This is a genomic window from Psychrobacter nivimaris, from assembly GCF_904846365.1.
GTDB classification, from domain to species: Bacteria; Pseudomonadota; Gammaproteobacteria; order Pseudomonadales; family Moraxellaceae; genus Psychrobacter; species Psychrobacter nivimaris_B.
The window spans coordinates 1-25,709 of the sequence record NZ_CAJHAL010000003.1 but is presented as its reverse complement, the minus strand read 5'-3'; the positions used below and the strand labels follow the sequence as shown (position 1 = coordinate 25,709).

Here is a 25,709-nt window from a genome sequence, read left to right as displayed (position 1 = left end):
ACCGGTTTACTACGCTGTCAGCAATTTTTCAGCGATAAGTCATCATTTTTTATATTGGGCGAATTATGTCAGACAACACTAAAACGGTTTCATTATCGACCATAGCTTCTCAGAGCAAACAGACACCTAGTGCTATCGATACAGCCACGTTGCTCATCAAATGCAAAGATCAGGCAGGTATCGTACAGGCAGTCTCTGAATTTATTCATCGTTATGGCGCTAATATCATTACGCTCGATCAGTATTCAACGGCACATGAAGGCGGTCAATATTTTATGCGTTTAGAGTTTGCTTTGGCAGGATTAAGCGATATTATTGAAAATTTTGAAGCCAGCTTTGCGCATACGGTTGCTAAGCGTCACGACATGGATTGGCGTCTACATAATAATGCAACGAAGACCAAAGTCGGTATTTTGGTATCTAAGTTTGATCATGCATTGTTAGATTTATTATGGCGACATCAGCGTGGATTGCTCGATTGCGAGATTACTTGCGTGGTCAGCAACCATCCTGATTTAAAGCAAGCAGTACAAAATTTTGGTATTACTTTCCATCATGTGCCAGTGACCAAAGACAATAAGGCAGAGGCAGAAGAACAGATTCATAAGCTGATGGCAGGTAACGACTTACTAGTATTGGCGCGCTATATGCAGATTTTGTCATCAGATTTTGTCAAACGTTGGCCGATGCAGATTATTAATATTCATCATTCTTTCTTGCCTGCGTTTGTGGGTGCAGATCCTTATCGTCAGGCTTACGATAAAGGCGTTAAGCTTATCGGCGCAACTGCGCACTATGTCACAGCTGAGCTTGACCAAGGGCCTATCATCGAGCAAGATGTACACCGTGTGACGCATCGCCAAGGGGTGACAGAGTTGCGTGCTATCGGCCGTGATATCGAACGCAACGTATTAGCACGTGCCGTAAACTGGCATGTCCAAAACCGTGTGATTGTAGCGGGTAATAAGACAGTCGTATTTAACTAAGAAAAATGAGTAGTGAGTCTGCTAAGAATGTAAAAAAAGCGGTCAGTAGCAACAGTTACTGACCGCCCTTTTTTTGAACATATACTTTATAAGAGCATTTCTAAGACGAACTTGCTACCAACAAAGCCAATGGCTAATAGGATAAAGGCATAAATAGTGATATTGGCCGCACGTTTGCCTCGCCAGCCTGCACGCCAGTTACCGAATAGTAGCACACCAAATAATAACCATGACAGTAGACTAAAAACAGTCTTATGCACGATATGCTGCGCCATTAAGTCTTGCACATAAATAAACCCAATCCCCAGTGCGATACTGAGCAATACAAAGCCAACCAACAACATATCGAATAATAAACTCTCCATACTTTGCAGGGAGGGTAGCTTATTGACCCAAAATCGATGAATGGTATGATGCTTGAGCTCACGTATTTGTAGACGTAGAAATAGCGCTTGTACCGCCGCCATCAACAGCACACAATAGGCAGCCAATGATAATATGATATGGATTTCAAGTCCGATACTGATATCAGTCAATGGTTGATAAGGGGCGCGGCCGAAATAACCGACAGTCATACCTATTAGCGCAGTGGGTGCAGCCAAAATACCAAGGCTAAGAATAGGGCGGTATAAACAGAACAATAGATAAAAGAATAAGAAAAATAAACTGGTCAGACTGATGATGTTAAATAAGTTGAAATTTAAACCATACAGCGTCACAACGTATGGATATAGCAGTACCGCATGTGCAGCCATACCGATGAGCAACAAGCCTAGACTGCGGCCTTTGTAGATAGGTTTATCAGCAATCAGCGCCCAACCGATGTAAACGCTGACCGCTATATAAGTCAGGCTAGCAAGTAAGAATGCAAAGTGCACAGATATAAAACCTCATCTTATACTGAGCATAAACTGCCGCTCAATGTATCACCAAAGTGGTATTATCGGAATGATTAGAATAATCCTCCAATTTATCATAAAATGGGTGGCAATTGAGCACCATCTTGCTTATAACTTATAAATGATCGGCAGTGCTACATAGCGCAAAACATAAAATATGTCATCTATAAAAAGTTGACTGCAATTATAAGCGCTGTGTCCTTTGCGAAACGACTATAAGTTTTGAGTCATGTTAATGCTATAGTATTGATAATATAATTCTTTTATCATGTCTCTTGTCATGCAATATCCTAATATCTTATAGCGTATCCTAATATTATTTATGAACCATTTTAATGGTTTGATTTAGAGTTATTTTAATTGCGTATTATTTAATTGAAAACCATTTTAATTGAGAGTTATTTATGTTTGATACCTTAACAGAACGTTTATCGTCGAGCCTACGTAACATCGTCGGTACCGGACAGTTGACCGAAGACAATATCAAAGACACGCTACGTGAAGTGCGTATGGCGTTGTTAGAAGCTGATGTGGCGTTGCCTGTCACTCGTGATTTTGTAAAACGCGTCAAAGAGCAAGCGCTTGGTGCTGAGGTGCTAAAAGAGTTAGCGCCAGGTCAAGCCTTTGTCAAAATCGTACACGACGAGCTGACCGAAATGATGGGCAGTGCCAATCAGCAGTTAGAGATGACAGGTAAGCCGCCTGTTGTTTATTTGCTAGCAGGTTTGCAAGGTGCGGGTAAAACGACTACAGCTGGTAAGTTGGCCAAATATCTACAAGAGCGCCAAAAGAAAAAAGTCATGCTAGTCTCTGCTGACGTTTATCGTCCAGCGGCTATCAAACAGCTTGAGCAAGTAGCCGGTCAGGTGAATGCTAAGTTTGTGAACTCAAGCACAGATGAGAATCCAATTGATATCGCAAAGCGTGCGATAGAAGAAGCCAAAATCCAATATCAAGATATCCTGATTATTGATACTGCTGGTCGTCTACATATCGACGATACCATGATGGATGAGATTAAGGCGCTAACTGCTGCGGTTAACCCATCTGAGACGCTATTTGTCGTCGATGCCATGACTGGCCAAGATGCCGCCAATACTGCAAAAGCCTTTAATGATGCGTTGCCATTGACAGGTGTTATCTTAACTAAGACTGACGGTGATGCTCGCGGCGGTGCGGCGCTTTCTGTACGCGCTATCACCGGTAAGCCAATTAAGTTCTTAGGCCGCGGTGAAAAACTAGACGAGCTAGAGCTGTTCCACCCTGAACGTATTGCGCAGCGTATCCTTGGTATGGGTGACGTACTGAGTCTGGTCGAAGAAGTTGAGCAGAAAATTGACCGTGATAAAGCCGAAAAAATGGCGAAAAAGATGCAAAAGGGCGGTGACTTCGACCTTGAGGATCTATTGACTCAGTTTCAGCAGATGAAGAGTATGGGCGGCATGGCAGGCTTCTTAGATAAGATGCCAGGTATGGGCGGCTCAGACATGCAAAAAGCCGTCGAAGATGCCAAACCAGAAGAAAAAGTACGTGAAATGGAAGCATTGATCAATTCAATGACGCCGTTTGAGCGTAAAAACCCTGACAAGATTAATCCAAGTCGTAAGCGCCGTATCGCTGCAGGTTCAGGCCGTGAGATTCAAGATGTTAACCGTCTGCTCAAGCAACACAAGCAGATGGCAAAAATGATGAAAATGATCTCAAAGCCTGAAGGCATCAGTAAAATGATGAAATCTATGCAAGGGCTCATGGGCGGCGGTAGTGCTGGCGGTGGCGGCGGTCCATTGTTTGGCGGCGGTCAGCAAGGTGGCGCTAAAGACGTGAATCCAGAACAAATGGCTAAGCAGATGGGACTGGATCCGAATAACATGCCGAGCACCGAAGAGATGCAAAAGCAAATGCAAGAAATGCAAAACCAAGCACCAAAGAAGTTCAAAACCCGCTTTTAGATAACGACTAGTTATTTTCAAGAAGTTTGATCGAAGCCCCGAAGCCAATGAAGCTTTGGGGCTTTTTGTCGTTATCAGTTGCAGATAAACATTGATGGATAAAGTGTGAAAAATATAGAAATTAATAAAATTCGTGTACCCTAAATGCTATGATAGGCGCTGCTTCATTCTGTCTAAATTATTACAGGACATGAATGATAGATCGTTATGAAAAATTAGTAAAATCTGACAAATCAATTTAGAACGCCAAAAGTAAAAGCCGAGGTTGTGATGTTTTTAGCAATGGATACCGTGTTCGATCAGTGTTCGATCGCGATTTTAGATTCGAGTGGACAGGTACTATCAAGCCATACCGAAACAGGTAAGCGTCAGCAGACTCAACAGATTTTACCGATGATTGATGCTGCATTGTCTGAGGCGCAGGTACGTCTTGCTGATATACAGGCTTTAATATTCAATCGCGGGCCAGGTGCGTTTAGTGGTATTCGCATCAATACGGCAGTGGTACAGGCTCTATCTGTAGCGCATGATTTGCCTTGTGTTGGCGTCTCAAGCCTGCAAGCAATCGCACAATGCGCGTATCAGAAATATGGTCTAACACACGTCTACAGCGCCCTTGATGCTCGTATGCAGCAAGTCTACTTTGGGCAGTATGAATTGATAACTGACGACCAGTTAGGTAGTAGCATTATGCAGCCAGTATTGGCTGATGGTAGCGATAGTACAGAGCAGCTATTAGATTATGATAGCCAAACAGTATTCAACCTGCCTATCGCGGGTAATGGCGCGCCGCTATTGGCACGACATGATCAGCAAGACTGCCATGAAGATGTTTGGCCAGATGCTGTTGTCATTGGGCAGCTTGGTATTGCTCAGTTTGCAAACGATGGTGGTACGGAAGCGTCACAGGCATTACCAAAGTATCTACGCAATCAAGCTTGGAAAACACTTAAAGAGCAAGGTAAAGCTTAGCTTGATAAATATGCTTTTTGCAGCCAGCTTTTTAGTGTTTAGTAAGCGCATACCCATATAAAATCAACGTTAATATAGGACAGCCAATCGGTCTGTTTTTAGGCCAGTTTTTTTAGGCCAGTCTGTTTCTAGGAAAGTCACTGTGGATATAGTTTTATTCGTTCAAGCTGTCATTATGGGTATCGTTGAAGGTATCACTGAGTTTTTACCCATTTCTAGTACGGGATATTTGATCTTATCAGCAGATGTGATGGGTTTCTGGACTAAAGAAAAAGTTGATTTATTTGTTGTTGTTGTGCAGCTTGGCGCTATTTTGGCAGTGATTTATGACTATTGGGGTAGATTGTGGCAAGCGCTGATGGGCTTACTGACTGGCAAAGCAGAGGGCATGACCAATCCTAGACAGTTGGGACTGAGTCTGATTGTCTCTACTATTCCTGTGATGATTGTTGGTTTTACCTTTGCCGATGAAATCAAAGCTTATTTGTTTAATCCTATTGTCGTTGCCATTATGCTCATCATCGGCGGTCTACTGATATTTTACGTGGAAAAGCGTCCTAAAACGGTCATTGCAGAAGAAGCTGAAGATGTCAGCATAAAAACTGCGTTGATGATTGGTTTGTTCCAATGTTTAGCTCTTATACCAGGGACGTCACGCTCAGGTGCCACTATTATTGGCGCGCTGTGGTTAGGTGTCTCACGTAAGGCTTCTGCTGAGTTTTCTTTCTTTTTGGGTATTCCTGTCATTGTAGGCGCGGCACTGTTGGATTTACTCAAACATGGTGATGTACTGACCAACAGTGAAGACTGGCTGGTGCTAGGTATCGGAACCATCGTGTCATTTGTGGTGGCGCTACTTTGTATTCGCTTACTTGTGGCATGGGTAAGTCGCCGCGACTTTACTATTTTTGCTTGGCTGCGCATTATCACGGGTGTTATCGTGCTGGTCGCCGCTTGGGGCTTTGGTTATCAAATGGCTGGCTAGATTTGCGTTATGATTTAACACGCCAGTAATTTATAGTGAAAATAAGCAGCAAATAGGATGATGGTTATGACCGATGTGCCCCAAACGTATGACGAAACAGGTGCTGTTGTACATTGTCAGTTATTCTACGTCAATGACAGCCAGCAAGCACAGGTTGAGAGCCTACAGTCATTGATAGCTGAGCATACATTACCAATTATCTTAGATATAGAGGTCGCTACAGAGAAACTAACTCAAAGGCGCCGTCAGCAATTGAGCCAAGCATCTACTCAGCCTATTTTATTATTAGATAATAAAGACAAGCTATCATGGCTAAGTGATGGGCTCAGTGTGGCGCCTGAGTGGGACAAGTTGCAGCGCCGTGTAGTGAGTGCTGGCCGTAAGTCTGAGCTGCTATTACAAGCGGCCAAAATCACATCAGATAGTCATGTTATTGATGCAACTGCTGGCTTTGGGCATGATAGTTTAATATTGGCCAGTACTGGCGCCCAAGTCACTATGCTTGAGCAGCAGCCTTTGATGGCATTGCTGTTACTTGCAGAGCAGCAGCGTATGAGTGCGCTACCCAATTGGCAAAAGCTCATGAGCCGTCTACAGATTATCAATGCTGATGCGCTCAGTTATTTTGCGAATTTAGAGGCTAGTACCGTAGCCGATAACGCTACCACAATCGATGTCGTCTATTTGGATCCGATGTTTCCGGAAGATAGCTATCAAGATAGTAAGACAGGTAAAGGGGCAAAAGTCGGTAAGCATATGCAAGCACTGCATCAATTGGCTCGTCCACCAACGTTAGATGAAGAGCGACAACTGCTAAGTAGTGTGCAGGCTGTTGTTAAACAAAGTATGCAAGGTCAAGGTCGCGTGGTCGTAAAGCGTCCACAATTTGCACCGCTGCTTGCTGATGAGCCAGCTAGTGAAAGCTGGCATAATGAAGCCGTACGCTTTGATGGATATTTTGTCTGACAGCTGCTGTTTGCGATAACGAATGTACGAGTATAAATGTACGCAATTAATCAGCTTATGTGTTCGAAGTTAATGGATTTAGGAGCAAGGAATGTCAGCGTTAATCATTTGGGTCATGGGTGCAATTCTATTATTGATTAATATCATGCTGCGTACTCGCATTCTTCGGCTTGAGGCACGGTTAAAAGAGCTGAGCAATCCACAAGAGCAACTGGCATTTTTGCGTCAACAAGCAGCAAAAAAAGACAAAATCCCGGCGTTAAAAGCATTACGCAAGCAGTATCCTGAGCTATCACTGATCGAAGCGAATAAATTGTGGCAACAAACTCAGTAACCAGACCATTAAACTTAGTAATTAGTCCATTAAAACTCAGTAACCAGCCCCTTCAAAAATTAATTTAGTTGTTCTAAGCGAAATATATAAGCGCACATAAAAAATATCCAATTAATGATAATAAAAAGCCATGACATTTAAAGACAAGCTACAAGCCTACATCCAGCTAACCCGTTTTGATAAGCCAGTCGGCATTGAGCTGCTCTTATGGCCAACGCTTTGGGGCGTACTATTCGTTGCAATGGGTCAAGCGCAGCAGCAAGGAATGACGGCAGCGTTGCCAAGTATCAGGGTGTTCGCGATATTTGCCCTTGGTGCAATATTTATGCGAGCGGCTGGTTGTGCGATTAACGACTTTGCCGATCGAAAAGTAGATGGTCATGTGACTCGCACTAAAGGTCGCCCATTAGCAGATGGACGCTTATCTGGTAAAGAAGCCGTCGCTGCATTTTTAGTACTGGTGCTGTTAAGTGCTAGTCTGCTATTTTTCTTGCCCATAGCTGTGTTCTATTGGTCGCTTGGTGCCGTTGTATTGGCATTTATTTATCCATTTATGAAACGCTATACGCACCTGCCGCAAGTATTTTTAGCAGCTGCTTTTGGGTGGGCGATACCGATGTCTTATGTGGCGGTGCAAGGCGCTCCCGATGTTTGGTGTTGGCTGCTATTTTTAGCCTATATGTGTTGGACCGTAGCCTATGATACCCAGTACGCCATGGCTGATCGTGAAGATGATTTAAAGATTGGTGTGAAATCAACGGCGATACTATTCGGTCGTTATGATGTGATTATCATCTCAATACTACAGATGCTCTTTTTGCTAATGATGGGCGTGGTTATGTGGCATTACTTTGCTCCGACCACATTAGGCGTAACCCCAGTATTTGGATTGGCACTAGTTGCGATGATGTTTGCCAAACAAAACAGTGCTTGTGCCAGTCGTAACCCTTTGGCTTGCTTTCAGGCGTTCTTGGCTAATATCTGGGTAGGGCGCTATGTCTTTGCGCTCATCGCAGTTACTTGCATATGGACGACGCTAAATGGATAAGTTCGATAAATTGCCGAGGTTCAAATCAAAGAAACTGTCTGATACGAATGCGTCAGTTACGGACTATCAAGCTAAACTTGCCGAACATGGTCTGACTCGTGAGCAAGTTATCGCAACTGAGCGTAAGCTAGCAAAATTTGCTAATACCATGGATTCGCTGGTGCGAGTGCCTTTTACTAAGCAAGGAATGGGTGCGGATGCGGCGCTTTCGACCATTCCACTAGCAGGAGATTTGGCAGGATTGGCATTGACCAGTTATGCATTTATATTAGGGCGTCAGTTAGGTGTGCCCGCTCATAAAATGACGCCAGCGGTTAGATTGGCAGTTATTGATATGGTCGTTGGTATCGTACCTGGCATTGGTACGCTATTAGATATTTTCATTCGCCCTAGCCGTAAGACACTGGGTATCGTGCACGAGCATCTACACCATGAGTATGGTATTACCGAAACCATGCATATGGATCGACCGTTTTTGCACCAGTCATTAGAAGACAAGCAGCAGCAAAGCCGTTTTGGGTTTTTTTGGCGCAATCCAATCGTTGCTTGGTTATATCTGCACATCCCTGATTTTCTTGGACTGCTGGTCATTGTGTTTGTCGGTTGGGGGCTGTGGACAGTGATAAGCTGGTTGGTCGGGATGTTTGGGCAATCGACTGGGTTTGGGTAAATATAATTACTTATCAGACAGCTCAGTAGAGACAAGTCAGTACAGAGCAATACACAGAAACGAAAAAGGCGGCAACGATAATAACGTTTGCCGCCTTTTTTATGGTTTTAAATAGGGCATTGAAACAAAGGCCGCCTCAGACTTTATTCAGTGATGACTTCTGCTTCAGCACTGACGGCATCAAAGCTAGTAACTTTATTGTTTCGGATAAGGTCGATAGTGCCACCACCAGCGTGGCTTACGAGTTGGATACTGCCGTCAGCTGATTGATAAGTAGGATTGTTGCCTTGGCCTTCTGGTGCGCTCAATGTCATTTTTGGCTGGTTGGGGCGGGTAATGATAGCGTTGAGCATACCAGCTGCCGACGTCTCAAAGACTACGGACAAACTCTCACCTGCTGCACTTTTATAACGGACATCAGTGATTTGTGCGCCTTTAATAGCTTGTTCTGGATTAGGTTTTTCAGCGCTATCATTTGCAGTGAGCATAGTATCATTAAGATCTTTATCTAACTCTGTTAAGCTCATATCACGTTCTGAATCAGTCTGCGCTACATTTTTAGCGTCATCTACATTGCTATTTTCAGCTTCATCAACATTGATATTGGTCGTTACTGGCGTGGTTTGCGTTGAGGTCTCAGCTGTAGTTGTATCAGTTGCTTCAGGTTCTGGATCTTTTTGACAAGCAGTCAGTAGCAACAGGCTTAAGAAAATCGCAGGCGCCGTACGATAAAGCAGTTTAGATTTTTGTAAGTTTATTATTTTTGGGAGAGAAGTATTCATAATCAGCTTTATCCGTTAATGGCGCTCTACGTAAATGGGGCAATTTGCAAGGGTCAACCTGCTATTTATTGACAGTATATTATTACGTGTTTACCGTAATCACCAGCTTACGCTGTCCACCATATTCTTGAAGGTTTCTATGCTCACATAGGTAAATACCTTGCCACATGCCTAGACCTAACTCACCATCGACAAGCGGTATAGTCAGGCTTACTCCAAGCATCATGCTTTTGAGATGCGCTGGCAGGTCGTCTGAGCCTTCTAAAGTATGGCGATACTCTGGCTGATCTTCTGGTACGATTTTATTAAGCCAATCTTCTGTATCTAATCTGACATCTGGATCAGCATTTTCATTGATCGCAAGACTGGCTGACGTATGCAGCAAAAATAGATGAACCAACCCTACCTTGGTAGAATGAGGTAATAGCTGAAAAATCGCTTCTTCAACCTTCGGAGTAATGATATGAATGCCACGCGCATAGGCGGGTAGAGTAAGGGTGGTTTGGTGATAGCTCATGGGGTATATCTCATTATTAGGGTCGACACCAAATTAAGATACCATAAGCCAGTATAAATCGCAGAAAGCGTTGCTGTTATTTACACAAGAGCCATTTATTCTTAAACAAGCGGCGTCTGTAGCCGTGTACGATTGGGTGATAAGCGTGCGAGCATCGTCTCTGATAGTGGTGAAAATGACCCTAGCATCATATCTGCTAATGCTTCAGCACAAATAGGTGCCAATGCATAACCTTTTGCGCCCATCGCACTCATTGTCCATATCCGCTGACTGTTTGCCAATTGTCCAACGATAGGATGGTAATCAGGTGTTTGGGTGCGAATGCCAGCTCGGCCCTGCCATAGACTCGTATCTGCCGGAATGATAGATGCCATTTCAGGAATAGCGTTGATGAGCTTGTCTCGGCTAATTTGATGCTCTTCCTCACGGATATCCGTGTCCGTATCATTACGTATAAAGCTTGCCCCTAGTAGAAACTGAGGGCTGTACTCTGTAACATCGTTTAATTGTCCGTCATCTGTTTGGGCAGTGAATGGCGTACAGTAACCACTATATTTGAGTGGTATTTTAGGCAGCTTAGCGTACTGCTCAGAGGTTGGCGTAAACCAAGACAGCTGCCCACGAATTTTACGGCAATCAAAAATACGCTGATCCAATTGATGACTTTCAAAAGCCGCGCAAATGACGATATTATCAGCAGTTATAGTGACAGTGTTAAGGTTTTCATCAATACCTTCGATACGAACCTGCTGATCAGTCTCGTTGATTTTAGTCACTTCTAACTGCTGGAAGTGAATGAGCGGATGAGTCAGTATGATGTCTTTTAATGCTTGCGGGTTGACCAGACCAGACTGAGGTAAGTACAAGTTCTCTGATAAATCTTGCTCTTTTAGGCCGCTAGTAATCTGTGCTTGCTTATGCGATAGGGTGGTCGCCATCTCGTCAGGATAGTCGGCAATTTTTTCTGTACCGATATTGGCTTTTATTAGTAAATCAAGGGCGCCAGTCGGTTCAAGTACCGGTGCTGTATTAAGCTGTACGGCTGTTTGATTAAGGTCTCGATATAGCCTGCTGCTATGGAGATAACCGATGGTATGCAGATGCTCATCGACATGGTGAAGTGGCGTCATTTTGGGCGCAAGTAACGCTCTAGGATTGCCTGATGCGCCTGCTAAGGGCGCTGATTTATCTAATAAAATGACGGTAATACCGCGACTGGCAAGCGACCAAGCTGTGAGCAACCCTGAGACGCCTGCACCAATGACGACAGTATTATCAAATGTGCTATAAGTCGTTTGCTGCTTCGCCTCGTGGCTTTTATTATCACAACTTTTATTATCGCTAGTAAGGTCACTACTTTCTGCATTAGTCATAGTGGCCGTTAGCATTTCCCGCTTTCGACCAAAACCTCTGACTTTTTTAATTTGAAAGCCATGCTCTCTTAGTCCACGCTTGACGATACCTGCACAGCTATAAGTAGCGGCAGTCGTATGAGGGCGTGATAGGCGCTGCATTTGTGCAAAGATACTGTCAGCCCACAAGGTACTATTGCAAGAAGGCGCAAAACCATCTAAAAACCAAGCATCAATATAAGGCGTATGCTGGTTAGAGTGGTCTAATGCCAGTTTACTTAGACTTTCTGCTGCATCACCAAGCCACATATCGACAGTTAAGTTATCATGAGAAAAACTTAAACGATGACAGCCTGCAATCAGGGGCGGATATGCAGCCAAAAGTGGCTTAATAAATGCCATTAGCTCAGGCGCACGCTCACCCCATAGCGCAAGTATCTGGGTCAGATCTGCTAGTGGTATGGGGAATTTTTCAGTAGTGATAAAGTGCAGGCGAGCCGTTGCTAATTGCGGATTGGTTTCACGTAATTGTCGCCACAATTGCCACGTTGCTAGTAGATTAAGCCCAGTTCCAAAGCCTAGCTCAGCAATTGTAAAGCATTGCTTTGGTGCCAGGTGTGCTAAACGTTCTGGTAACTGATTGTGCTCTAGAAACACGTGACGAGTCTCTGCCAAACCATCCGCATGAGAAAAGTACACATCCCCAAACTCACCTGATACTGGCACCATATTGCCAGTATCATCCGTTTGCCAGTCAATCTTGGCAGGCGTGATAACGTTTAAATGTTCAGGGTTTTGATGTTTAGCGGTAGACATGAGGCACTTCTTAGAAATATCAGTAACGTTAGCTCAACGATCAATTGTGACGGATCAATGATATCGACATTTGGTTAAACGCAGCGAAGGAGAGTAATGCAAGTCAGTGCGAGCACAGTATATGCTACCAGCGCTCACGGCGGACAAATACTAACCACGAGACAAAAATACCGACTAATAGACTGATCAGAACGGTAAACGCACCGTATAGAAATAACTGTCCTTTACTCTCGTAAACCAAGACATTTACTTGAGTCTGTAAGTCGTTCACTTGCCGCTGTAATTGTGCATTACGGCTGAGCAGTTCTTGATTGGCAGCTGACAATGCTTTAGTAGATGGTTGCAACTGTGCCGCCAAGGTATCATTGATATCTAGCGCTGAGTTTTTTGTTGGTAAAGCGCGCGCCGCTATTGGGCCAGTCAACGGCATCATTGCTGTCGGATCGGTTGCCTCGACAGCAGGTGTTATAGGCGCAGTGGGTGCAGCCTGCGCCGAAACGGCTGTCACTAACATGAGACCAATCAGGGCACTTTTGTAGGAGCAGGTAGGTGAAAAAGAGACTCTCTGAATCACGATGCAGCTACTTGATTATTACTGTCAGTTGGTGCTGGCAATGCTTGAATAAATGGTTTGATATCGACATGACTATACACGCCATCACGTAAGTAAGGCTCATCGTTTGCCCATACTTGAGCCGCTTCGATAGAGTCAAAGTCTGCAATGATTAAGCTGCCTGACATATCACTTTTGCCATGCTCGATAGGCGTTGGACCTGCGATAACGAGGCGTCCCTCTTGGTGCAGCGCTTTTAAGCGTTCAATATGTTCAGTACGAGTGATCAGACGTTGTGCACTGCTATTAGCCACGTCATGACCAATGATTGCAAATAAAGACATGAGACTTCCTTAGTGAATAATAAAAAAGTAATGGTGAGCTTAGTATAAACGTCATAGCAATAAAATTGTGATTGCTGCCATGACAAGGCAACAGAAACTATTTAGTGGTTTTGTCTGTTAGGGCAGGGTTGAGATGCTTTTTCAACACGGCAAATTGAGCCACGACAAACACCAGCATAATTGGAATCCAGCCATAGGTTTTAAAGTTAATCCATGCTTCATCTGACATTGTGAACGCTGTGATATAATGTAGTACACCCATTAGGGCAAAAAACAGCGCCCAAGCAACAGTCAGTTTTTTCCAGCCGCTAAGCGTCAGGGTAAATACCTCTTTCATCGCAAGCTGCATCAATGGCTTGTTAATTGCAGCACTAACAAATAGCGTTAATGCAAAAATACCATTGATAATGGGTGACTTCCAACGCAAATAAATATCATCACGCAGCAGTAATGTGCCGCCGCAGAATAAAATCGTTAATAATAAGACAACCCATTGCTGCTTATCAAACTTACCTTTTTGACGAATAAAATGAATGGCATAAACGATAATAGTAGCGACGAGCAAAGCTCCAGCTGCTGCTAAAATACCGTTATAACGCGCCGCGATAAAAAAGGCAATTAAAGGAATAAAGTCTAGTAATGCTTTCATAGCAAATGATATGTCCAACAAAAACGTATGGGGTAGTTTACACGTCTACTGCATCAAAAAAAAGCAATCAACACGATAATCATGTGATATACGTAACCTACTAGTAATACTCTCTTATTGCATCCGGTGACTATGCTACCGGCCAAATAAAAACACAAATACAGCAGTGATAACTGCTAAATCTATAGAAATATTAAGGCAGGTCAGAATACTCATAATAGTAATAACGACGACCTGCTACCTAACGCTTATTTTATTTAACACTTTAAGGCTTACCTTATGAAAATTGATTTACATTGCCACAGTACTTGTTCAGATGGAACTTATGCGCCGACTGATGTAATACAACGTGCCCATGCAGCGGGTATCAACGTATTGGCATTGACTGATCATGATACGTTGGCAGGAATTGATGAGGCGAGAGACGCTGCTAGCGCTTGTGATATGCAAATTATTAACGGCGTTGAGATCAGCTGTGAGCATACATTAAGCGGTGGTTATGGGAAGAATAAATCTACTAATAAAATCATCCATGTACTTGGACTGGACTTTACTGATCGCGAAAAAATGCATGCAACGCTGCAGCAACTGCAAGACAGTCGAGCCACTCGTGGTCAGCGTATTGTCGAAAAACTAAGTGAGCTATTAGATATCAATTATGATGAGCTGTGGCAAGCAGTACTCGATAAAGCGGGCGGTAACCCACAAGCAGTCGGACGTGCACATATTGGGCAGGTATTATTTGAGCGCGGTGAAGTCAAAACCGTTCAAAAAGCCTTTGATAAGTACCTAGCAGATAATAAACCTGCTTATGTAGCAATCGAGGCATTGACGATGCAGCATGGTATCGAGCTGATTCACGCTTGCGGCGGCAAAGCGGTGCTCGCACATCCCACGCGATATCAACTATCAGCGACACGCGTGCGTAAATTGATCGAAGAGTTTGCGCAGCTTGGCGGAGATGCTTGTGAACTACCAGCCACTAGTGAGCCAATTAGTACTCGCAGAATGGTTGATCGTAGCCTCGCTGAGCATGGTCTTGCGGCATCTATTGGTAGTGATTTTCACGGTAGTAACATGCCTTGGCGACGTTTGGGCGATGTCCCTATTTTAAATGATGATCAGCAAGGGGTTTGGGAGTCTTTTACAACGCTTGCTTAGTGAGTGAGATTTACCTTTTTACAGCTGCTTCTAATAAGGTTATTTTCAGTAGCGATAGGGCCTTATTTATCATGATGAATAAGGCCAAAAATAGCTACATAAACATAATTACATTCATAGAGAAATTATTGGGAAATAAATGCGTAAAATAGATTGATAATAAGGCTAGAACTTGTAACACTTGATATGGAAGTTTCAGAGCGAATAGTATGCTTTGGCTTTGATTCTAGCGCTTATATATTCAACGCACTTACACCTTTTAATGTATTTATACTCTCTGCGGTAGCCCTTCTATGGCTGTATCGATATCCCATCTAGGTTACAACAAAATCTCTCAAATGATCTTTGAGTGGCAAGCTGCTGACCGAACATCGCTGATGGCCTTATTTATCGTGTTAGAAGTGTCATTGCATTGGTTCTGGTGCTTGTATGTCTGGTGGCAACAAGATGCGTTAAACACCTATGTGAACATACATTATCTATATCCATTATGGCTTGGGATTAGCTTTGTTGGACTGTTCTTTTTATGCATGGTCAAAGGTTTATTTCACTCAAGCAATGATAATGACATTGTTTTAAGTCGATGGCAAATAGCTTTGGTTTTGGTTTACACCGCCTACATTTCTACTGTTGTTGTGATGATAGGGTACAGCAGTCTGTTTGCAGGCGTGTCGCTCGTCGGCGCTGCTATGCTTGGCATGATGTTGATCAGGCGCCGCTATGCTTGGCGCATGTTTTGGCTGCATATTATCTTGATGCTATTAGCGATCATGTCACCTTACTTTGGTATCAGTTTGCCCAATTTACGCCAATTGACCGTTATTCATCCCATGCTTGAGAGTCATAACTATCTAACTTATAACGAGATTATGGCCGCTGAAAATGCGGTGGCTGCGTTAGCTTTTGAAAACAACGTCTTAAATTGGGATAGTATCAGCGAGCTACAGCGATCATCCGCATTTTTTTGGCGGTCGACGCACTTATATTTAGCGCTGCCAAAAGCGATTTTTATAGTCTATATGTTCCGTGCCTTACTGTTGGTATTAGATGATAGTCGATTTGAGACCTTACGACACGCCAATCAGGACGAGCTTACTCAGCTTAAAAATCGTCGCTACGGTCTGAAAAAGATGAAGTATGCCTTGGCTACTGTGCGAGAATATCAAGACTTAAGCGTCATGCTGTTAGATTTGGACTGGTTCAAACAGATTAACGATAATTATGGACACGATGTAGGTGATCAGGTTCTGATTGAAATCTCGCAGACGCTATCGCAGTCGTTAACAGATAAGACTATTATCAGTCGCTATGGCGGCGAAGAGTTTTTAATTGTCCTACCAGACACGAAGCATGATAGCGCTATGATGATTGCCGAGCAATTACGGCTAAATATTGCTGAACATGTCATGAAGATTGAAGGTCTGGCTGATTTTAATGTGACAGCAAGCTTTGGGCTATATACCTTAACTCATGAAGAGCGAGATTGTATTGTCCAAGGGTATGAAAAGATTACACAGCAAAAGACCGTCGCTCGAACGTCACCGCTTATCAAGCCAATTGCTACTCAGCGCGCGGAAAGCCAAATAGCCTCAATGCAAAAGCTGCCTAGTGATATCTGCCAACGTTTGATTAGTACAGCGGATAAGGCCTTATATGAAGCCAAGCACCGTGGTCGCAATCAAGTTGTCAGTGCAAATGAGATGTGGGCTGAAAAAGAAGGCGGTAAGCAATTGCTTTACAAAAGTCGTTAGCCATTAATTATTAGCGATCAGCCATGCCGCTAAGATTGTGTAAGTATTATCGGTATGGCTGATATTCTATTGATTAGTCCAATTTAGATGCCAGTTTCATTAATCCCTCCAATCAAGAAGCTAATTGCTGTACCAAGCTTGCGAGCACACTTGTGGCAAAGCTACCCGTCGTCAAAGTAAAGTTTAATACCAGCGTCTGATCGTCCGACCATTCCCAGCTTAACGCCTCAATCGGTAGACGTAGCGCTCGTCTTTGCGCCTTAATATCGCGCTGCTCTAATCCAGTTGCCAATTGCATAAGTAGTGGACTGTGTTGTACTACCTCGGTCTCTAAATCTGCAGCGCTACCGGTGACTTTATCGTTACCCGTGCCCCATAGCACAGCAGTTGGATGAATATCGCCACTGTCAAGACGAGCATGCAACGTATCATCTAGTGTCTCACTAGTGAATATTGATCCTGAACCATCCAAATTAAACACTTCACCTGCTAGGCCAGTGTTCCAGCTACCATCACGTACCCGTGCTGCCAATATCTCATTAAATATCAAGCTACGTGCAGCAGACAATTCCATCGTATTTTGCTCGCGCGGGGCACGCTTACGTTTGCTCTTTTTTGGCTGCGGGCGAGGCTCTCGCGGCGGACGAGCAAACAGTGATAATGCCTCTCTGACGTTATTACCCTGACGACCAAAACGCTGTGGACCAAAATAATTGGGTACGCCGTTTTTGCCAATGCGTGTTAAATGCTGCTCGACGGCCTCTTTTGCAGATAGTAGTTGCTCGGGTGATGCGTTACTTCCGTCATCAACATTTTCGTCACTAGCGCTCACAAACTGAATATCACGCAAGGTAATAACAAACTGATTGGCACGGTGCGTACCGCGATTAAGTTTTTTATTGTGCCAATGCTGCGCAAGGATAGTGACAGACTCATTTTCACCGATATCTACCGGTGCAAACTCAGCAGGCGGTAATTGCTTCTTTGGTATGCGCAAACTGAACCACTGAGTCGTCAATGCGTGACGGTCTTTCAACCCTGAGTAGCCAACATCACGTAATGGAATGTCTGCCCACTCTGATAGTAGTTTCGCCAGATAAGCAGTATTCATGCCTGATTTTTCGATATGTAGCCATAAATGCTCACCTTCACCAGTGAAGTCTAACGGTAATAGCTCATTAACGATAAAATCAGTCGCATTAGCCTTGTAAGTCGCTTGCTGTATTGGCTGCAAGCTTGGCTGAGGTAAATTTGCAGTATCTGTAATAGTGGCAATATTAATATGAGCTAGGTCAATTTGCTCACTGGCTGTTTTCTCACTGGCTGTTCGTTCATTAGTGTTTTGAGCAACAGTTGTTCGATCAAGAGTAGCAGCTTGGCTATCTAAACTATCTTGAGAAGTAGTTATTTCGTTTTGGTTGTCTTGAGAAGTCATAAGGTCGTCTTTTATTTTGTTTATTAATAATGATTAGAAGTAAAAGGAGTGCGCAAAGCAAAGTCGCATAATTACGTTTTGCAACGCAGCAAACATACAAAAAAACATCGTGTGCACGGCGCTCTTGCTACTATCAATGCATAGCATATTAAAAATAATAGGATAAGTTGAATTTGTCTGGTTGGTTACGGTCATTTTCAACCTGCTGTCATTAGACATCATTATAACTGTTAAGGAAGCATTATGACCGACGCAACGATCAACACAGTCACCATCAGTAAAACGGATATTCCAAGCGGTGGTATGAAATCATATAAGCAAGAAGACGATAGTATCATTTTAATCACTCGCGATGATGATGAGTTCCGTGCATTCGATGGCAAATGTCCACATGCGGGCGCAGACTTGGGTAACGGATTACGCTGTGGCAATCGCGTAGTTTGTCCTTGGCATCATGCGACTTTTGATAGTCGCGATGGTTCACTATTAGAGCCGATAGCGACTAAAGGATTGACCCAGTATGAGCTGACTCATAATGGTGATAATCTGACAGTCGATACCTCAGCTCAGGTAACGGGGCAGGTCGAAAGTGATAAATTAACTGACACCCATACCATTATCGTTGGTGGTGGCGGTGCAGGATTTATGACAGCCAACCAGTTGCGTCAGGGTGGCTATGGCGGCAAGATTACGTTGATTAGTAAAGAGGATAAAGCTCCTTACAATCGTCCTTTATTATCCAAAGCGTTTTTGGCAGGTAAGATGGACGAGGATAAGCTGCTGTTGGGCGGTGCTGACTGGGCAAGTAACAACAATATTGAATTACGCCTCAACCAAACGGTTAGCGAAGTGCTACTCAATGAAGCGACCGTCGTCATCGAAGATGATGATGGCAACAGCGAGCGACAAACCGCAGATTTCTTGGTTGTCGCCACTGGCGCTAAACCAAGCTTGCCACCTATTACAGGTGCTGAGATAGATGGTGTATATACGCTACGTAGCATGAGTGATGCCAAATTAATTAAAGCGGCCAGTCATGATCAGCATGTGGTGATCATCGGTACAGGTTTTATCGGCATGGAGACCGCTTCAGCATTAGCACAAGCAGGCACGACAGCTTCTATTACAGTGATTGGGCAAGGTAGCCGTGTGATGGGCAATATTGTCTCTGAAACGGTGAGTAATGCCTTAATTAAATTGCATGAAGAGAAGGGCATCAATTTTGTGTTTGACGCAACCGTCAAGGGAATTACTAAGGTTAATCGTCAAGTGGACAAGGATGGAGATAACAATAACCAAGCTTTCTCAAATGTAGGCGGTGTCACGCTGGCGAATGGCGAGCATATTGATGCTGATATCGTGATACTGGGTACTGGCGTGTCTCCACGTACAGAGATATTGCGTGAAGTTAACGATCCAGATGGCGTACAAGTCGATGCGCATCTACAGCTGCGCGATGAAGTCTATGCGCTGGGTGATATTGCGAAAGCTAGCAACCAAATGGGTCGCATGCGTATTGAGCATTGGCGCGTAGCATTGCAGCATGGTATGGTCACGGCTGCTGCGATATTAAATGATGACAGTATCGATTCACTGGAAGCGCGTATTCCTTTCTTTTGGACCATGCAATATGGCAAGAGCCTACGCTATAGCGGTCATGCCGAGACACCAGATCACAATATTCTATTTGGTACGCCAGATACGCATGATTATATCGAATACTATTTTAATGATGAGGGCGAGGATACACGGGCTAGTGCGGCAAGTACGCTTGGACGTAATAAAGAGCTGGTTGCCTTCTCTGAGCTATTACGCCGTGGTCATGCGCCGACACGCGCTCAGCTTAATGCAGGTCTTGATATTATTGAGCAAGCGCATGCATTATCGCCCTAGTACTATCAAACAATAAGTATTAGTATCTGGGGCATGTCATCAATTAGCACATGAATACATTTAGTGGTCTTAAAATGGCTAAATTTTGCTAAACGTCGTCAGAAATTTTGCAAATATGTTCATATTAACGGCAATTTTTTCCTCGTTTATCTACAATTTTTCTCATTTTAAGCTGCACAATCTAAGTAATGACATACCCCTAGACTGACTTAGTAATCTAAGTCAGTTTTTTATATGGCTAAATCCATATAGATCTGCTACATCGTCATCCTTGTTAAGTATACTAATGTATCACTTGCACTCGGTTTTCTTGTATCGAAATTATTTGAATGCAACTATCCATAGACGGAAAAGGAAAAATTATAATATGAGCGAAAATAATATAAATAACAGCAATGTAAACACAGACCACTTTGATAAAGAGTCGGTATTTTTACGTGAAGCGACATTAGATGATATTGGCGCACTTGAACAGTTATTGAATTGCTGCTATCGCGAGACAGCAGGTTGGACTAATGAGGCTGACTTGATCGGTGGTATCAGGACTACATCAGCAGAGCTCGCTGCTGTAATCAATGACCCTAATCACTATTATTTTGTCTATCCGAAAACCACCACAGGCGACCATGATGGAGAAGAAACGGGTGAAATACTTGGCTGTATCGCTGTCGATATCAAAACCGATGCTGACTCAAATAAAAAAGCCTATATCGGCATGTTTGCGGTACATCCTGTGCTACAAGGGAAGGGTGTTGGTAATGTGATTTTACAAGCAGCTGAGACCTTTGCAGATCGTCATTTACAGTCACTTAATCAGCCTAGCCGTCTGACTATGTCTATCTTAAGTCATCGTCCTGAGCTTTTGGCTTACTATCAGCGCCGCGGTTATCAGTTCAATGGTAATAAAATGCCGTTTCCAAACGATGGCAATAATGGCGAGCCAAAGCGTGATGATTTAGAGTTATTAGAACTCGAAAAATTCGTTAGCTAATCAAATTGGCTTAGTAAAAAACACTAAAAAATATTCTATCTAAATTAACCCCAAAAATGTCCAAAGGTCATAAACAGACCAATACTCAGAAGCATAAATGCCACAATAATTAAGCGCTTGAACCAGTTAAATGCTGGCAAGCGCGTGGTATTATCATCCGACATGAGATAAGCGAACAAAAACAATAGGCTTGCTGCCAAGGTCATGATACCAAGCCCAATTGGTAATATAAATAAGTACACTTGCCACACAGTCATCTCTCAACGGTCATTATTAAGGGCATCATAGCAGCAACAGGATTGCGCTGTCTGTATGAACGTGACTTCACTTAGACTTTTTATAGCTATTCAAACAGAAGTGATTCGATTATAGAAAAACAAGATTAAATAAAAATAGGCAAATATCGAGAAATAAGTTGGCTTCTAAGATATAATTCTATATAGTTCTAGTAACTTTATAGACACATTAAGAACGAGGGGATTAGTGGTAAAAAATCAGCGAAAACCTTACTTACATATTCATATAGATGTCACATATCAAATGACTATTACTGGTAATTGAGGTACTTGCAAAACCAGTTTTAAAGTTTATCAAGCGAGTGACGAGTTGGTTTTGACTATTGAAACTGAGGTATGTCTCTATAATTTATTCGTAATAAAGTTATTGAAATATATTAAACAAAACTATCCTTATTCTTAGAGAGATAACATGCTAAAAAGAATTGCTTTTCTAACGGTTACATCAATACTATTTGCTGGTTGTGCGTCTGTACCCACTGAAAATGTTGAAGTATCTAATGTACTCAAGCAAGTTAAAGCACCAAGTACAGATAATGCTGGTCTATATATTTACCGTAGCAATAGTGTGGTGGGTGCGGCTTTGAAGAAAGATATCTGGGTAGATGATGAGTGTATTGGAGAGACTGCGCGTGGAACATTCTTTTACCATGAGGTGCTAGGAAATAAAGAGCATAAAGTTTCAACAGAATCTGAGTTCTCACCAAATGATTTAATGGTAATGACTGAAACAGGTCAAAACTACTTCGTCAAACAGTATATTAAGCCCGGTCTTTTTGTCGGTGGTGCTGGTTTGAAGTTAGTACCTGAAAGTGAGGGCAAAGAAGCGATAGCTGACCTTGAGCTCGGTATTAAAGGCAATTGTAGTAAATAGCTAATTTTATCATCCGAGTGGTTCGTAGTATTAACGACATTTAGCTATTAACTCACTGAAAAATAGGCTGAGATTGGATTGAACACGAAAAAGAGGGTGCTTTATAAGCACCCTCTTTTTCGTGTTCAGTCTGCGTAACTAACGCATCGTCACAAACTCTTCCGAGCCTGTTGGATGAATGGCAACCGTATTATCAAAGTCAGCTTTAGTCGCGCCCATTTTGATAGCAACGGCAAAGCCTTGAATCATCTCATCGACACCAAAACCAATACCATGCAAACCAATCACTTTTTTGTCATCGCCTAAGCATACTAGCTTCATGGTGCATTTTTGACGATGTTGAGTGACCGCGCTATACATATCAGTGAACGTTGAGGTATAGCACTTGATGTTTTCTTTACCATGCAGATTGATCGCGTCGATTTCAGATAGCCCAATCGTACCGATAGCCGGATGGGTAAAAATCACCGTCGGTATCAATGTATAGTCTAAATGCTCATTGGGCTTATTGTTAAACAAACGCTCAGATAAGCGGCGACCAGCGGCAATCGCTACAGGCGTTAAATCTACGCTGTTTTCGATGATATCACCGACTGCATAAATACCATCGACATTGGTGTTTTGGAATTTATCGACTTTGATTTTACCCGTCTCAGTCGTGGCAACCCCTGTCACTTGCAGATTGATACCGTCTGTCGATGGCGCGCGACCAATCGCCCATATCAAGCAATCGACAGTATCGATACAGTCTTCACCGCCATCGTTGGTGGTCAAATCCAGGCTGTCATCGTCATTTTTATTGACTTCACTGATCACCGTATTGGTGTGTAATTTAATGCCAGCTTGTTCCATTTCTATCAGCAAAGTCTCTACGATAGTATGGTCAAACGTACGTAGTGGCGAGTGTTTGCGCACATACAAATGCACTTCGGCACCCAAACTGTTTAACACGCCTGCGATCTCGACAGCGATATAGCCAGCACCTACAATCGCCACGCGTTTTGGCAAATGATTCAACGCAAAAAATCCGTCAGAATCAATGCCGTATTCTGCGCCTTTGATATCTGGCTGAATAGGATGACCGCCCGTAGCAATCAAAATGTGGTCAGCGGTAATCAGCTCGCCATTTACTTCTACGGTATTGGTATCGACAAACTTGGCAAAGCCTTTGATCACTTCGACGCCGTTTTTGGCCAAGTTGTTATCATAAGCGCGGTGAATGTTTTCGATATATTGTTGGCGGCTCTGTACCAGCTTTTGGAAGTCAAAACCTTTTAACTCAACATCAAAACCATAATCTGGCGCATATTTATGGATAGCTTCAGCCACTTGGGCGCCATACCACATGACCTTTTTGGGAACACAGCCCAAATTTACACACGTGCCGCCCAATTGGTTGGCTTCGATAATGGCGCATTTTTTGCCATAGTTGGCTGCACGGTTGAGTGAGGCGATGCCGCCGCTACCGCCGCCAATAGAGATATAGTCATAATGTTTGGTCATAATACGGTCTCTTTATTAAGTTGTTATTGGTGCTGTTTCTGACTCTACTGTAATGGGTCTTGTCATTCATCTTACAAGTTTTTTATGATTAGCGTATGTTGAATCGCTTGACTATAAACGCTGCTTGGTTAAGAAAAGCCTAGCATTTAGATATTTAAATCTACTCAAACCCATTTATACAATAGGACGACGTCTATAAAATAACAGTCCCGGAATAGACAAGCCAAGTACCAATCCTGAGGTGACAAATAAAGCTTCGAACAAATACACCATCATTTGGCTAAATAACTCATCTGAAAAGCCAAAGTAACCAATCTGTACCATACTGACCATCGCCTTATAGGCGGCGATACCAGGCATCATACAGATGACACTGGGTGAGATGAGCGCTTTTGGCGGCAGAGTATATTTCTTAGAAAAATACACGCCCAAAAAACTGGCAAGCATCGCGCCAAAAAAACTAGCAACCACGATATGGATGTGCTGATAAACGAGCGCTGTCTTTAGTCCAAAGCCAAATGCAGTCATCAGTAAACAAGGCAGTATATAGCGTTTGGGTACGCTAAACATTAGCGTCCAACCAAGGGTGATGATACAAGACAGTATGACAGTTTTGATAAACCACATCTTAAAACCCCCAATGCTGTATGCGAAGTAAAACCAATGCCATCACGATACCGACGCACGCGGATAAGGTGAGCATATAGGTAAAGACCGCACGCCCAACGCCGATATTGACATAGCCTTTTAAGATATCGGACAAAGAGTTAATCAAAGGAAAGCTGGGCACCAGTAGCAATACGCTGGAGGCAACAGCGATATCCGCATTATTACCAATATCAAAATAATAGGTCGTCGCCCCAATCAGTGAAGCGATAAAAGCCGTCACAATGACGGTGATAAAAGGGTTAAAGTGGTGCTTGGATAGATATATACGAGTAAACATCGCCACCATACCAGCGATGAATGTCACCGCCGTAATCGACCAACTACCGCCATTCAGATAAGCAAAAGCCGCACAAGATGCGCCAACAAACACGCTTACTAACCATGTTGGATACACGGTCTTATCCAATTCATCAAAGGCAAGGGTAGTGCGGTCAATCAAATCATTGCGATTGATAGTGGCTTCAGTCTTATTAACAATTTGCTGGATTTGGACCAATAAATTGACATTGATGCTCTGATTGATCGTGTCTCTGGTGGTGGTGATACAGCGTTCGTCACAGATAGTCGTCAGGGTAATGGCGTTAAAATTGAGCGAACATTCGACGCTGTTCATCCCCAATGCGAGCCCCAAGCGCTTGGATAAGTCCACTACTACGGCAGACTCAGCGCCATATTGCATAAGGAGTAATCCGCAGCGCACGCATAGTCGGGTAATGCGCTGCTGCTTTACGTAGCTGATAGAGGTCATGAGTGAGATACGCAGGTTGGTTGGTATTGATACGCTATTATAAAGGGTCTGGATGCTGACGCGCAGACATTATCGGATATTATATTTGATGCTACTATAAAGTATAAACTTTTTGGCAAGGAGCATAGCGATGCATATCGCTATTTTGACTTTGACGTTTTCATTGCCCGGCTGTAGCTCGCTAAAAGAGAAACGCCACCGTATGGGCGGCTTGCACGCGCGCTTTGGCAATACGCCAAGCGTCGCAGTTTGTGAGAGTGGTGAGCGCGATCGACATGATGCTAGCGAGTGGACGTTTGTGATCGTTGGACTATCTAAACGTGAGGTCGAGTCGCAATGTAGTCAAATTGAGGAGAAGATAGAACGTACGGTAGATGCACGGGTGATGAATGTTGAAAGAGAGTTTGTTTAGGTGGGTTGTACTTATAGGAAGTTAATTGAGACCATCCCAGATTCTGTGTAACTGCCATTTAGATTAAATGCCTGCTTATACGGTCATCAAACATAATCATAAAGCGATTCAAAGCAGACGTCCAGTTACGGATGGGCATCGACCACTTTTTAGA

Annotated in this window: 26 protein-coding genes; 14 read left to right on the top strand and 12 right to left on the bottom strand. The window is 43.3% G+C overall.

Features of this window, described 5'->3' with window-relative positions; all coding sequences use genetic code 11:
- Positions 1-65: 65 nt before the first annotated feature.
- Positions 66-986 carry a formyltetrahydrofolate deformylase gene (purU, locus tag JMX63_RS02090; RefSeq protein WP_227670811.1) on the top strand — a complete coding sequence of 307 codons (921 nt, stop codon included), beginning with the start codon at positions 66-68 and terminating at the stop codon, positions 984-986.
- An 86-nt stretch (positions 987-1,072) separates the two neighbouring features.
- Here the strand turns inward: purU and JMX63_RS02085 are convergent, their stop codons facing one another.
- The gene (locus JMX63_RS02085; RefSeq protein ID WP_201570579.1) at positions 1,073-1,864 is read right to left on the bottom strand and encodes a cytochrome C assembly family protein; all 792 of its coding nucleotides are present in this window, start codon (positions 1,862-1,864) and stop codon (positions 1,073-1,075) included.
- Between the two features lie 425 nt (positions 1,865-2,289).
- On the opposite strand from JMX63_RS02085, the gene ffh reads away from it, so the two are divergent.
- From ffh to JMX63_RS02050, 7 genes are all read left to right on the top strand, one after another.
- Positions 2,290-3,834, top strand: coding sequence for a signal recognition particle protein (ffh, locus tag JMX63_RS02080; protein WP_057761369.1), 1,545 nt, complete (start codon positions 2,290-2,292; stop codon positions 3,832-3,834).
- A 270-nt stretch (positions 3,835-4,104) separates the two neighbouring features.
- Positions 4,105-4,806 carry a tRNA (adenosine(37)-N6)-threonylcarbamoyltransferase complex dimerization subunit type 1 TsaB gene (gene tsaB, locus JMX63_RS02075; RefSeq protein ID WP_201570756.1) on the top strand — a complete coding sequence of 234 codons (702 nt, stop codon included), beginning with the start codon at positions 4,105-4,107 and terminating at the stop codon, positions 4,804-4,806.
- A 142-nt stretch (positions 4,807-4,948) separates the two neighbouring features.
- Positions 4,949-5,791: an undecaprenyl-diphosphate phosphatase gene (locus JMX63_RS02070; protein ID WP_201570570.1), complete on the top strand. Its 843-nt coding sequence runs from the start codon at positions 4,949-4,951 to the stop codon at positions 5,789-5,791.
- 66 nt (positions 5,792-5,857) lie between these two features.
- Positions 5,858-6,757: a class I SAM-dependent methyltransferase gene (locus tag JMX63_RS02065; RefSeq protein WP_201570567.1), complete on the top strand. Its 900-nt coding sequence runs from the start codon at positions 5,858-5,860 to the stop codon at positions 6,755-6,757.
- 91 nt (positions 6,758-6,848) lie between these two features.
- Entirely contained in the window at positions 6,849-7,091 is a 243-nt protein-coding gene (locus JMX63_RS02060; protein ID WP_201570564.1) for a hypothetical protein, read from the top strand.
- 130 nt (positions 7,092-7,221) lie between these two features.
- Positions 7,222-8,139 (top strand): 4-hydroxybenzoate octaprenyltransferase, encoded by a 918-nt coding sequence (gene ubiA / locus JMX63_RS02055; protein ID WP_201570562.1) that lies wholly within the window; start codon positions 7,222-7,224, stop codon positions 8,137-8,139.
- Positions 8,132-8,809 carry a DUF4112 domain-containing protein gene (locus tag JMX63_RS02050; RefSeq protein WP_201570560.1) on the top strand — a complete coding sequence of 226 codons (678 nt, stop codon included), beginning with the start codon at positions 8,132-8,134 and terminating at the stop codon, positions 8,807-8,809. Before ubiA ends, JMX63_RS02050 begins: the two co-directional genes overlap by 8 nt.
- 143 nt (positions 8,810-8,952) lie before the next feature.
- Here JMX63_RS02050 and JMX63_RS02045 read toward each other — a convergent pair whose 3' ends face one another.
- The 6 genes from JMX63_RS02045 to ispZ form a co-directional block, all read right to left on the bottom strand.
- Complete coding sequence (locus JMX63_RS02045; protein ID WP_201570558.1) at positions 8,953-9,591, bottom strand: hypothetical protein; 639 nt, start codon at positions 9,589-9,591, stop codon at positions 8,953-8,955.
- An 82-nt stretch (positions 9,592-9,673) separates the two neighbouring features.
- A complete protein-coding gene (locus tag JMX63_RS02040) occupies positions 9,674-10,108 on the bottom strand; it encodes a secondary thiamine-phosphate synthase enzyme YjbQ (protein WP_201570556.1) in 435 nt (144 codons plus the stop codon).
- Positions 10,109-10,209: 101 nt separating this feature from the next.
- Positions 10,210-12,276: an FAD-dependent 5-carboxymethylaminomethyl-2-thiouridine(34) oxidoreductase MnmC gene (gene mnmC / locus JMX63_RS02035; RefSeq protein WP_201570554.1), complete on the bottom strand. Its 2,067-nt coding sequence runs from the start codon at positions 12,274-12,276 to the stop codon at positions 10,210-10,212.
- Between the two features lie 124 nt (positions 12,277-12,400).
- Positions 12,401-12,790 carry a hypothetical protein gene (locus tag JMX63_RS02030; RefSeq protein WP_160022274.1) on the bottom strand — a complete coding sequence of 130 codons (390 nt, stop codon included), beginning with the start codon at positions 12,788-12,790 and terminating at the stop codon, positions 12,401-12,403.
- A gap of 56 nt (positions 12,791-12,846) precedes the next feature.
- Positions 12,847-13,173: a YciI family protein gene (locus tag JMX63_RS02025; protein ID WP_201570546.1), complete on the bottom strand. Its 327-nt coding sequence runs from the start codon at positions 13,171-13,173 to the stop codon at positions 12,847-12,849.
- A gap of 97 nt (positions 13,174-13,270) precedes the next feature.
- Positions 13,271-13,822: a septation protein IspZ gene (gene ispZ, locus JMX63_RS02020; RefSeq protein WP_201570544.1), complete on the bottom strand. Its 552-nt coding sequence runs from the start codon at positions 13,820-13,822 to the stop codon at positions 13,271-13,273.
- 279 nt (positions 13,823-14,101) lie between these two features.
- Here ispZ and JMX63_RS02015 point away from each other — a divergent pair, with 279 nt between their 5' ends.
- Positions 14,102-14,983, top strand: a complete 882-nt coding sequence (locus JMX63_RS02015) for a PHP domain-containing protein (RefSeq protein WP_201570542.1) — start codon at positions 14,102-14,104, stop codon at positions 14,981-14,983.
- Positions 14,984-15,276: 293 nt separating this feature from the next.
- A complete protein-coding gene (locus JMX63_RS02010) occupies positions 15,277-16,734 on the top strand; it encodes a GGDEF domain-containing protein (protein WP_201570540.1) in 1,458 nt (485 codons plus the stop codon).
- A gap of 112 nt (positions 16,735-16,846) precedes the next feature.
- Here the strand turns inward: JMX63_RS02010 and truD are convergent, their stop codons facing one another.
- Positions 16,847-18,169, bottom strand: coding sequence for a tRNA pseudouridine(13) synthase TruD (gene truD / locus JMX63_RS02005; protein ID WP_201570538.1), 1,323 nt, complete (start codon positions 18,167-18,169; stop codon positions 16,847-16,849).
- A gap of 243 nt (positions 18,170-18,412) precedes the next feature.
- Between truD and JMX63_RS02000 the strand changes: the two genes are divergently transcribed.
- Positions 18,413-20,062, top strand: a complete 1,650-nt coding sequence (locus tag JMX63_RS02000; RefSeq protein ID WP_227673210.1) for an FAD-dependent oxidoreductase — start codon at positions 18,413-18,415, stop codon at positions 20,060-20,062.
- Positions 20,063-20,429: 367 nt separating this feature from the next.
- Positions 20,430-21,053 (top strand): GNAT family N-acetyltransferase, encoded by a 624-nt coding sequence (locus JMX63_RS01995; protein WP_201570536.1) that lies wholly within the window; start codon positions 20,430-20,432, stop codon positions 21,051-21,053.
- Between the two features lie 44 nt (positions 21,054-21,097).
- Here the strand turns inward: JMX63_RS01995 and JMX63_RS01990 are convergent, their stop codons facing one another.
- Entirely contained in the window at positions 21,098-21,310 is a 213-nt protein-coding gene (locus tag JMX63_RS01990) for a hypothetical protein (protein ID WP_102090330.1), read from the bottom strand.
- A 451-nt stretch (positions 21,311-21,761) separates the two neighbouring features.
- On the opposite strand from JMX63_RS01990, the gene JMX63_RS01985 reads away from it, so the two are divergent.
- A complete protein-coding gene (locus tag JMX63_RS01985) occupies positions 21,762-22,223 on the top strand; it encodes a DUF2846 domain-containing protein (protein WP_201570534.1) in 462 nt (153 codons plus the stop codon).
- Positions 22,224-22,361: 138 nt separating this feature from the next.
- Here the strand turns inward: JMX63_RS01985 and gorA are convergent, their stop codons facing one another.
- From gorA to JMX63_RS01970, 3 genes are all read right to left on the bottom strand, one after another.
- Positions 22,362-23,726 (bottom strand): glutathione-disulfide reductase, encoded by a 1,365-nt coding sequence (gorA, locus tag JMX63_RS01980; protein WP_201570532.1) that lies wholly within the window; start codon positions 23,724-23,726, stop codon positions 22,362-22,364.
- Between the two features lie 174 nt (positions 23,727-23,900).
- Positions 23,901-24,353, bottom strand: a complete 453-nt coding sequence (locus JMX63_RS01975) for a threonine/serine exporter family protein (RefSeq protein ID WP_101205820.1) — start codon at positions 24,351-24,353, stop codon at positions 23,901-23,903.
- A gap of 1 nt (position 24,354) precedes the next feature.
- Complete coding sequence (locus JMX63_RS01970) at positions 24,355-25,143, bottom strand: threonine/serine exporter family protein (RefSeq protein ID WP_201570530.1); 789 nt, start codon at positions 25,141-25,143, stop codon at positions 24,355-24,357.
- A gap of 130 nt (positions 25,144-25,273) precedes the next feature.
- Between JMX63_RS01970 and JMX63_RS01965 the strand changes: the two genes are divergently transcribed.
- Positions 25,274-25,555, top strand: coding sequence for a DUF503 domain-containing protein (locus JMX63_RS01965; RefSeq protein ID WP_201570528.1), 282 nt, complete (start codon positions 25,274-25,276; stop codon positions 25,553-25,555).
- Positions 25,556-25,709: the final 154 nt, after the last annotated feature.

What these genes read in the sequence shown, in the direction of transcription:
- purU (WP_227670811.1), top strand. Translation starts at nt 66, where the DNA reads ATGTCAGACAACACTAAAACGGTTTCATTATCGACCATAGCTTCTCAG.
- ffh (WP_057761369.1), top strand. Translation starts at nt 2,290, where the DNA reads ATGTTTGATACCTTAACAGAACGTTTATCGTCGAGCCTACGTAACATC.
- tsaB (WP_201570756.1), top strand. Translation starts at nt 4,105, where the DNA reads ATGTTTTTAGCAATGGATACCGTGTTCGATCAGTGTTCGATCGCGATT.
- JMX63_RS02065 (WP_201570567.1), top strand. Translation starts at nt 5,858, where the DNA reads ATGACCGATGTGCCCCAAACGTATGACGAAACAGGTGCTGTTGTACAT.
- JMX63_RS02060 (WP_201570564.1), top strand. Translation starts at nt 6,849, where the DNA reads ATGTCAGCGTTAATCATTTGGGTCATGGGTGCAATTCTATTATTGATT.
- ubiA (WP_201570562.1), top strand. Translation starts at nt 7,222, where the DNA reads ATGACATTTAAAGACAAGCTACAAGCCTACATCCAGCTAACCCGTTTT.
- JMX63_RS02050 (WP_201570560.1), top strand. Translation starts at nt 8,132, where the DNA reads ATGGATAAGTTCGATAAATTGCCGAGGTTCAAATCAAAGAAACTGTCT.
- JMX63_RS02045 (WP_201570558.1), bottom strand. Translation starts at nt 9,591, where the DNA reads ATGAATACTTCTCTCCCAAAAATAATAAACTTACAAAAATCTAAACTG.
- JMX63_RS02040 (WP_201570556.1), bottom strand. Translation starts at nt 10,108, where the DNA reads ATGAGCTATCACCAAACCACCCTTACTCTACCCGCCTATGCGCGTGGC.
- mnmC (WP_201570554.1), bottom strand. Translation starts at nt 12,276, where the DNA reads ATGTCTACCGCTAAACATCAAAACCCTGAACATTTAAACGTTATCACG.
- JMX63_RS02030 (WP_160022274.1), bottom strand. Translation starts at nt 12,790, where the DNA reads ATGTTAGTGACAGCCGTTTCGGCGCAGGCTGCACCCACTGCGCCTATA.
- JMX63_RS02025 (WP_201570546.1), bottom strand. Translation starts at nt 13,173, where the DNA reads ATGTCTTTATTTGCAATCATTGGTCATGACGTGGCTAATAGCAGTGCA.
- ispZ (WP_201570544.1), bottom strand. Translation starts at nt 13,822, where the DNA reads ATGAAAGCATTACTAGACTTTATTCCTTTAATTGCCTTTTTTATCGCG.
- JMX63_RS02015 (WP_201570542.1), top strand. Translation starts at nt 14,102, where the DNA reads ATGAAAATTGATTTACATTGCCACAGTACTTGTTCAGATGGAACTTAT.
- JMX63_RS02010 (WP_201570540.1), top strand. Translation starts at nt 15,277, where the DNA reads ATGGCTGTATCGATATCCCATCTAGGTTACAACAAAATCTCTCAAATG.
- truD (WP_201570538.1), bottom strand. Translation starts at nt 18,169, where the DNA reads ATGACTTCTCAAGACAACCAAAACGAAATAACTACTTCTCAAGATAGT.
- JMX63_RS02000 (WP_227673210.1), top strand. Translation starts at nt 18,413, where the DNA reads ATGACCGACGCAACGATCAACACAGTCACCATCAGTAAAACGGATATT.
- JMX63_RS01995 (WP_201570536.1), top strand. Translation starts at nt 20,430, where the DNA reads ATGAGCGAAAATAATATAAATAACAGCAATGTAAACACAGACCACTTT.
- JMX63_RS01990 (WP_102090330.1), bottom strand. Translation starts at nt 21,310, where the DNA reads ATGACTGTGTGGCAAGTGTACTTATTTATATTACCAATTGGGCTTGGT.
- JMX63_RS01985 (WP_201570534.1), top strand. Translation starts at nt 21,762, where the DNA reads ATGCTAAAAAGAATTGCTTTTCTAACGGTTACATCAATACTATTTGCT.
- gorA (WP_201570532.1), bottom strand. Translation starts at nt 23,726, where the DNA reads ATGACCAAACATTATGACTATATCTCTATTGGCGGCGGTAGCGGCGGC.
- JMX63_RS01975 (WP_101205820.1), bottom strand. Translation starts at nt 24,353, where the DNA reads ATGTGGTTTATCAAAACTGTCATACTGTCTTGTATCATCACCCTTGGT.
- JMX63_RS01970 (WP_201570530.1), bottom strand. Translation starts at nt 25,143, where the DNA reads ATGACCTCTATCAGCTACGTAAAGCAGCAGCGCATTACCCGACTATGC.
- JMX63_RS01965 (WP_201570528.1), top strand. Translation starts at nt 25,274, where the DNA reads ATGCATATCGCTATTTTGACTTTGACGTTTTCATTGCCCGGCTGTAGC.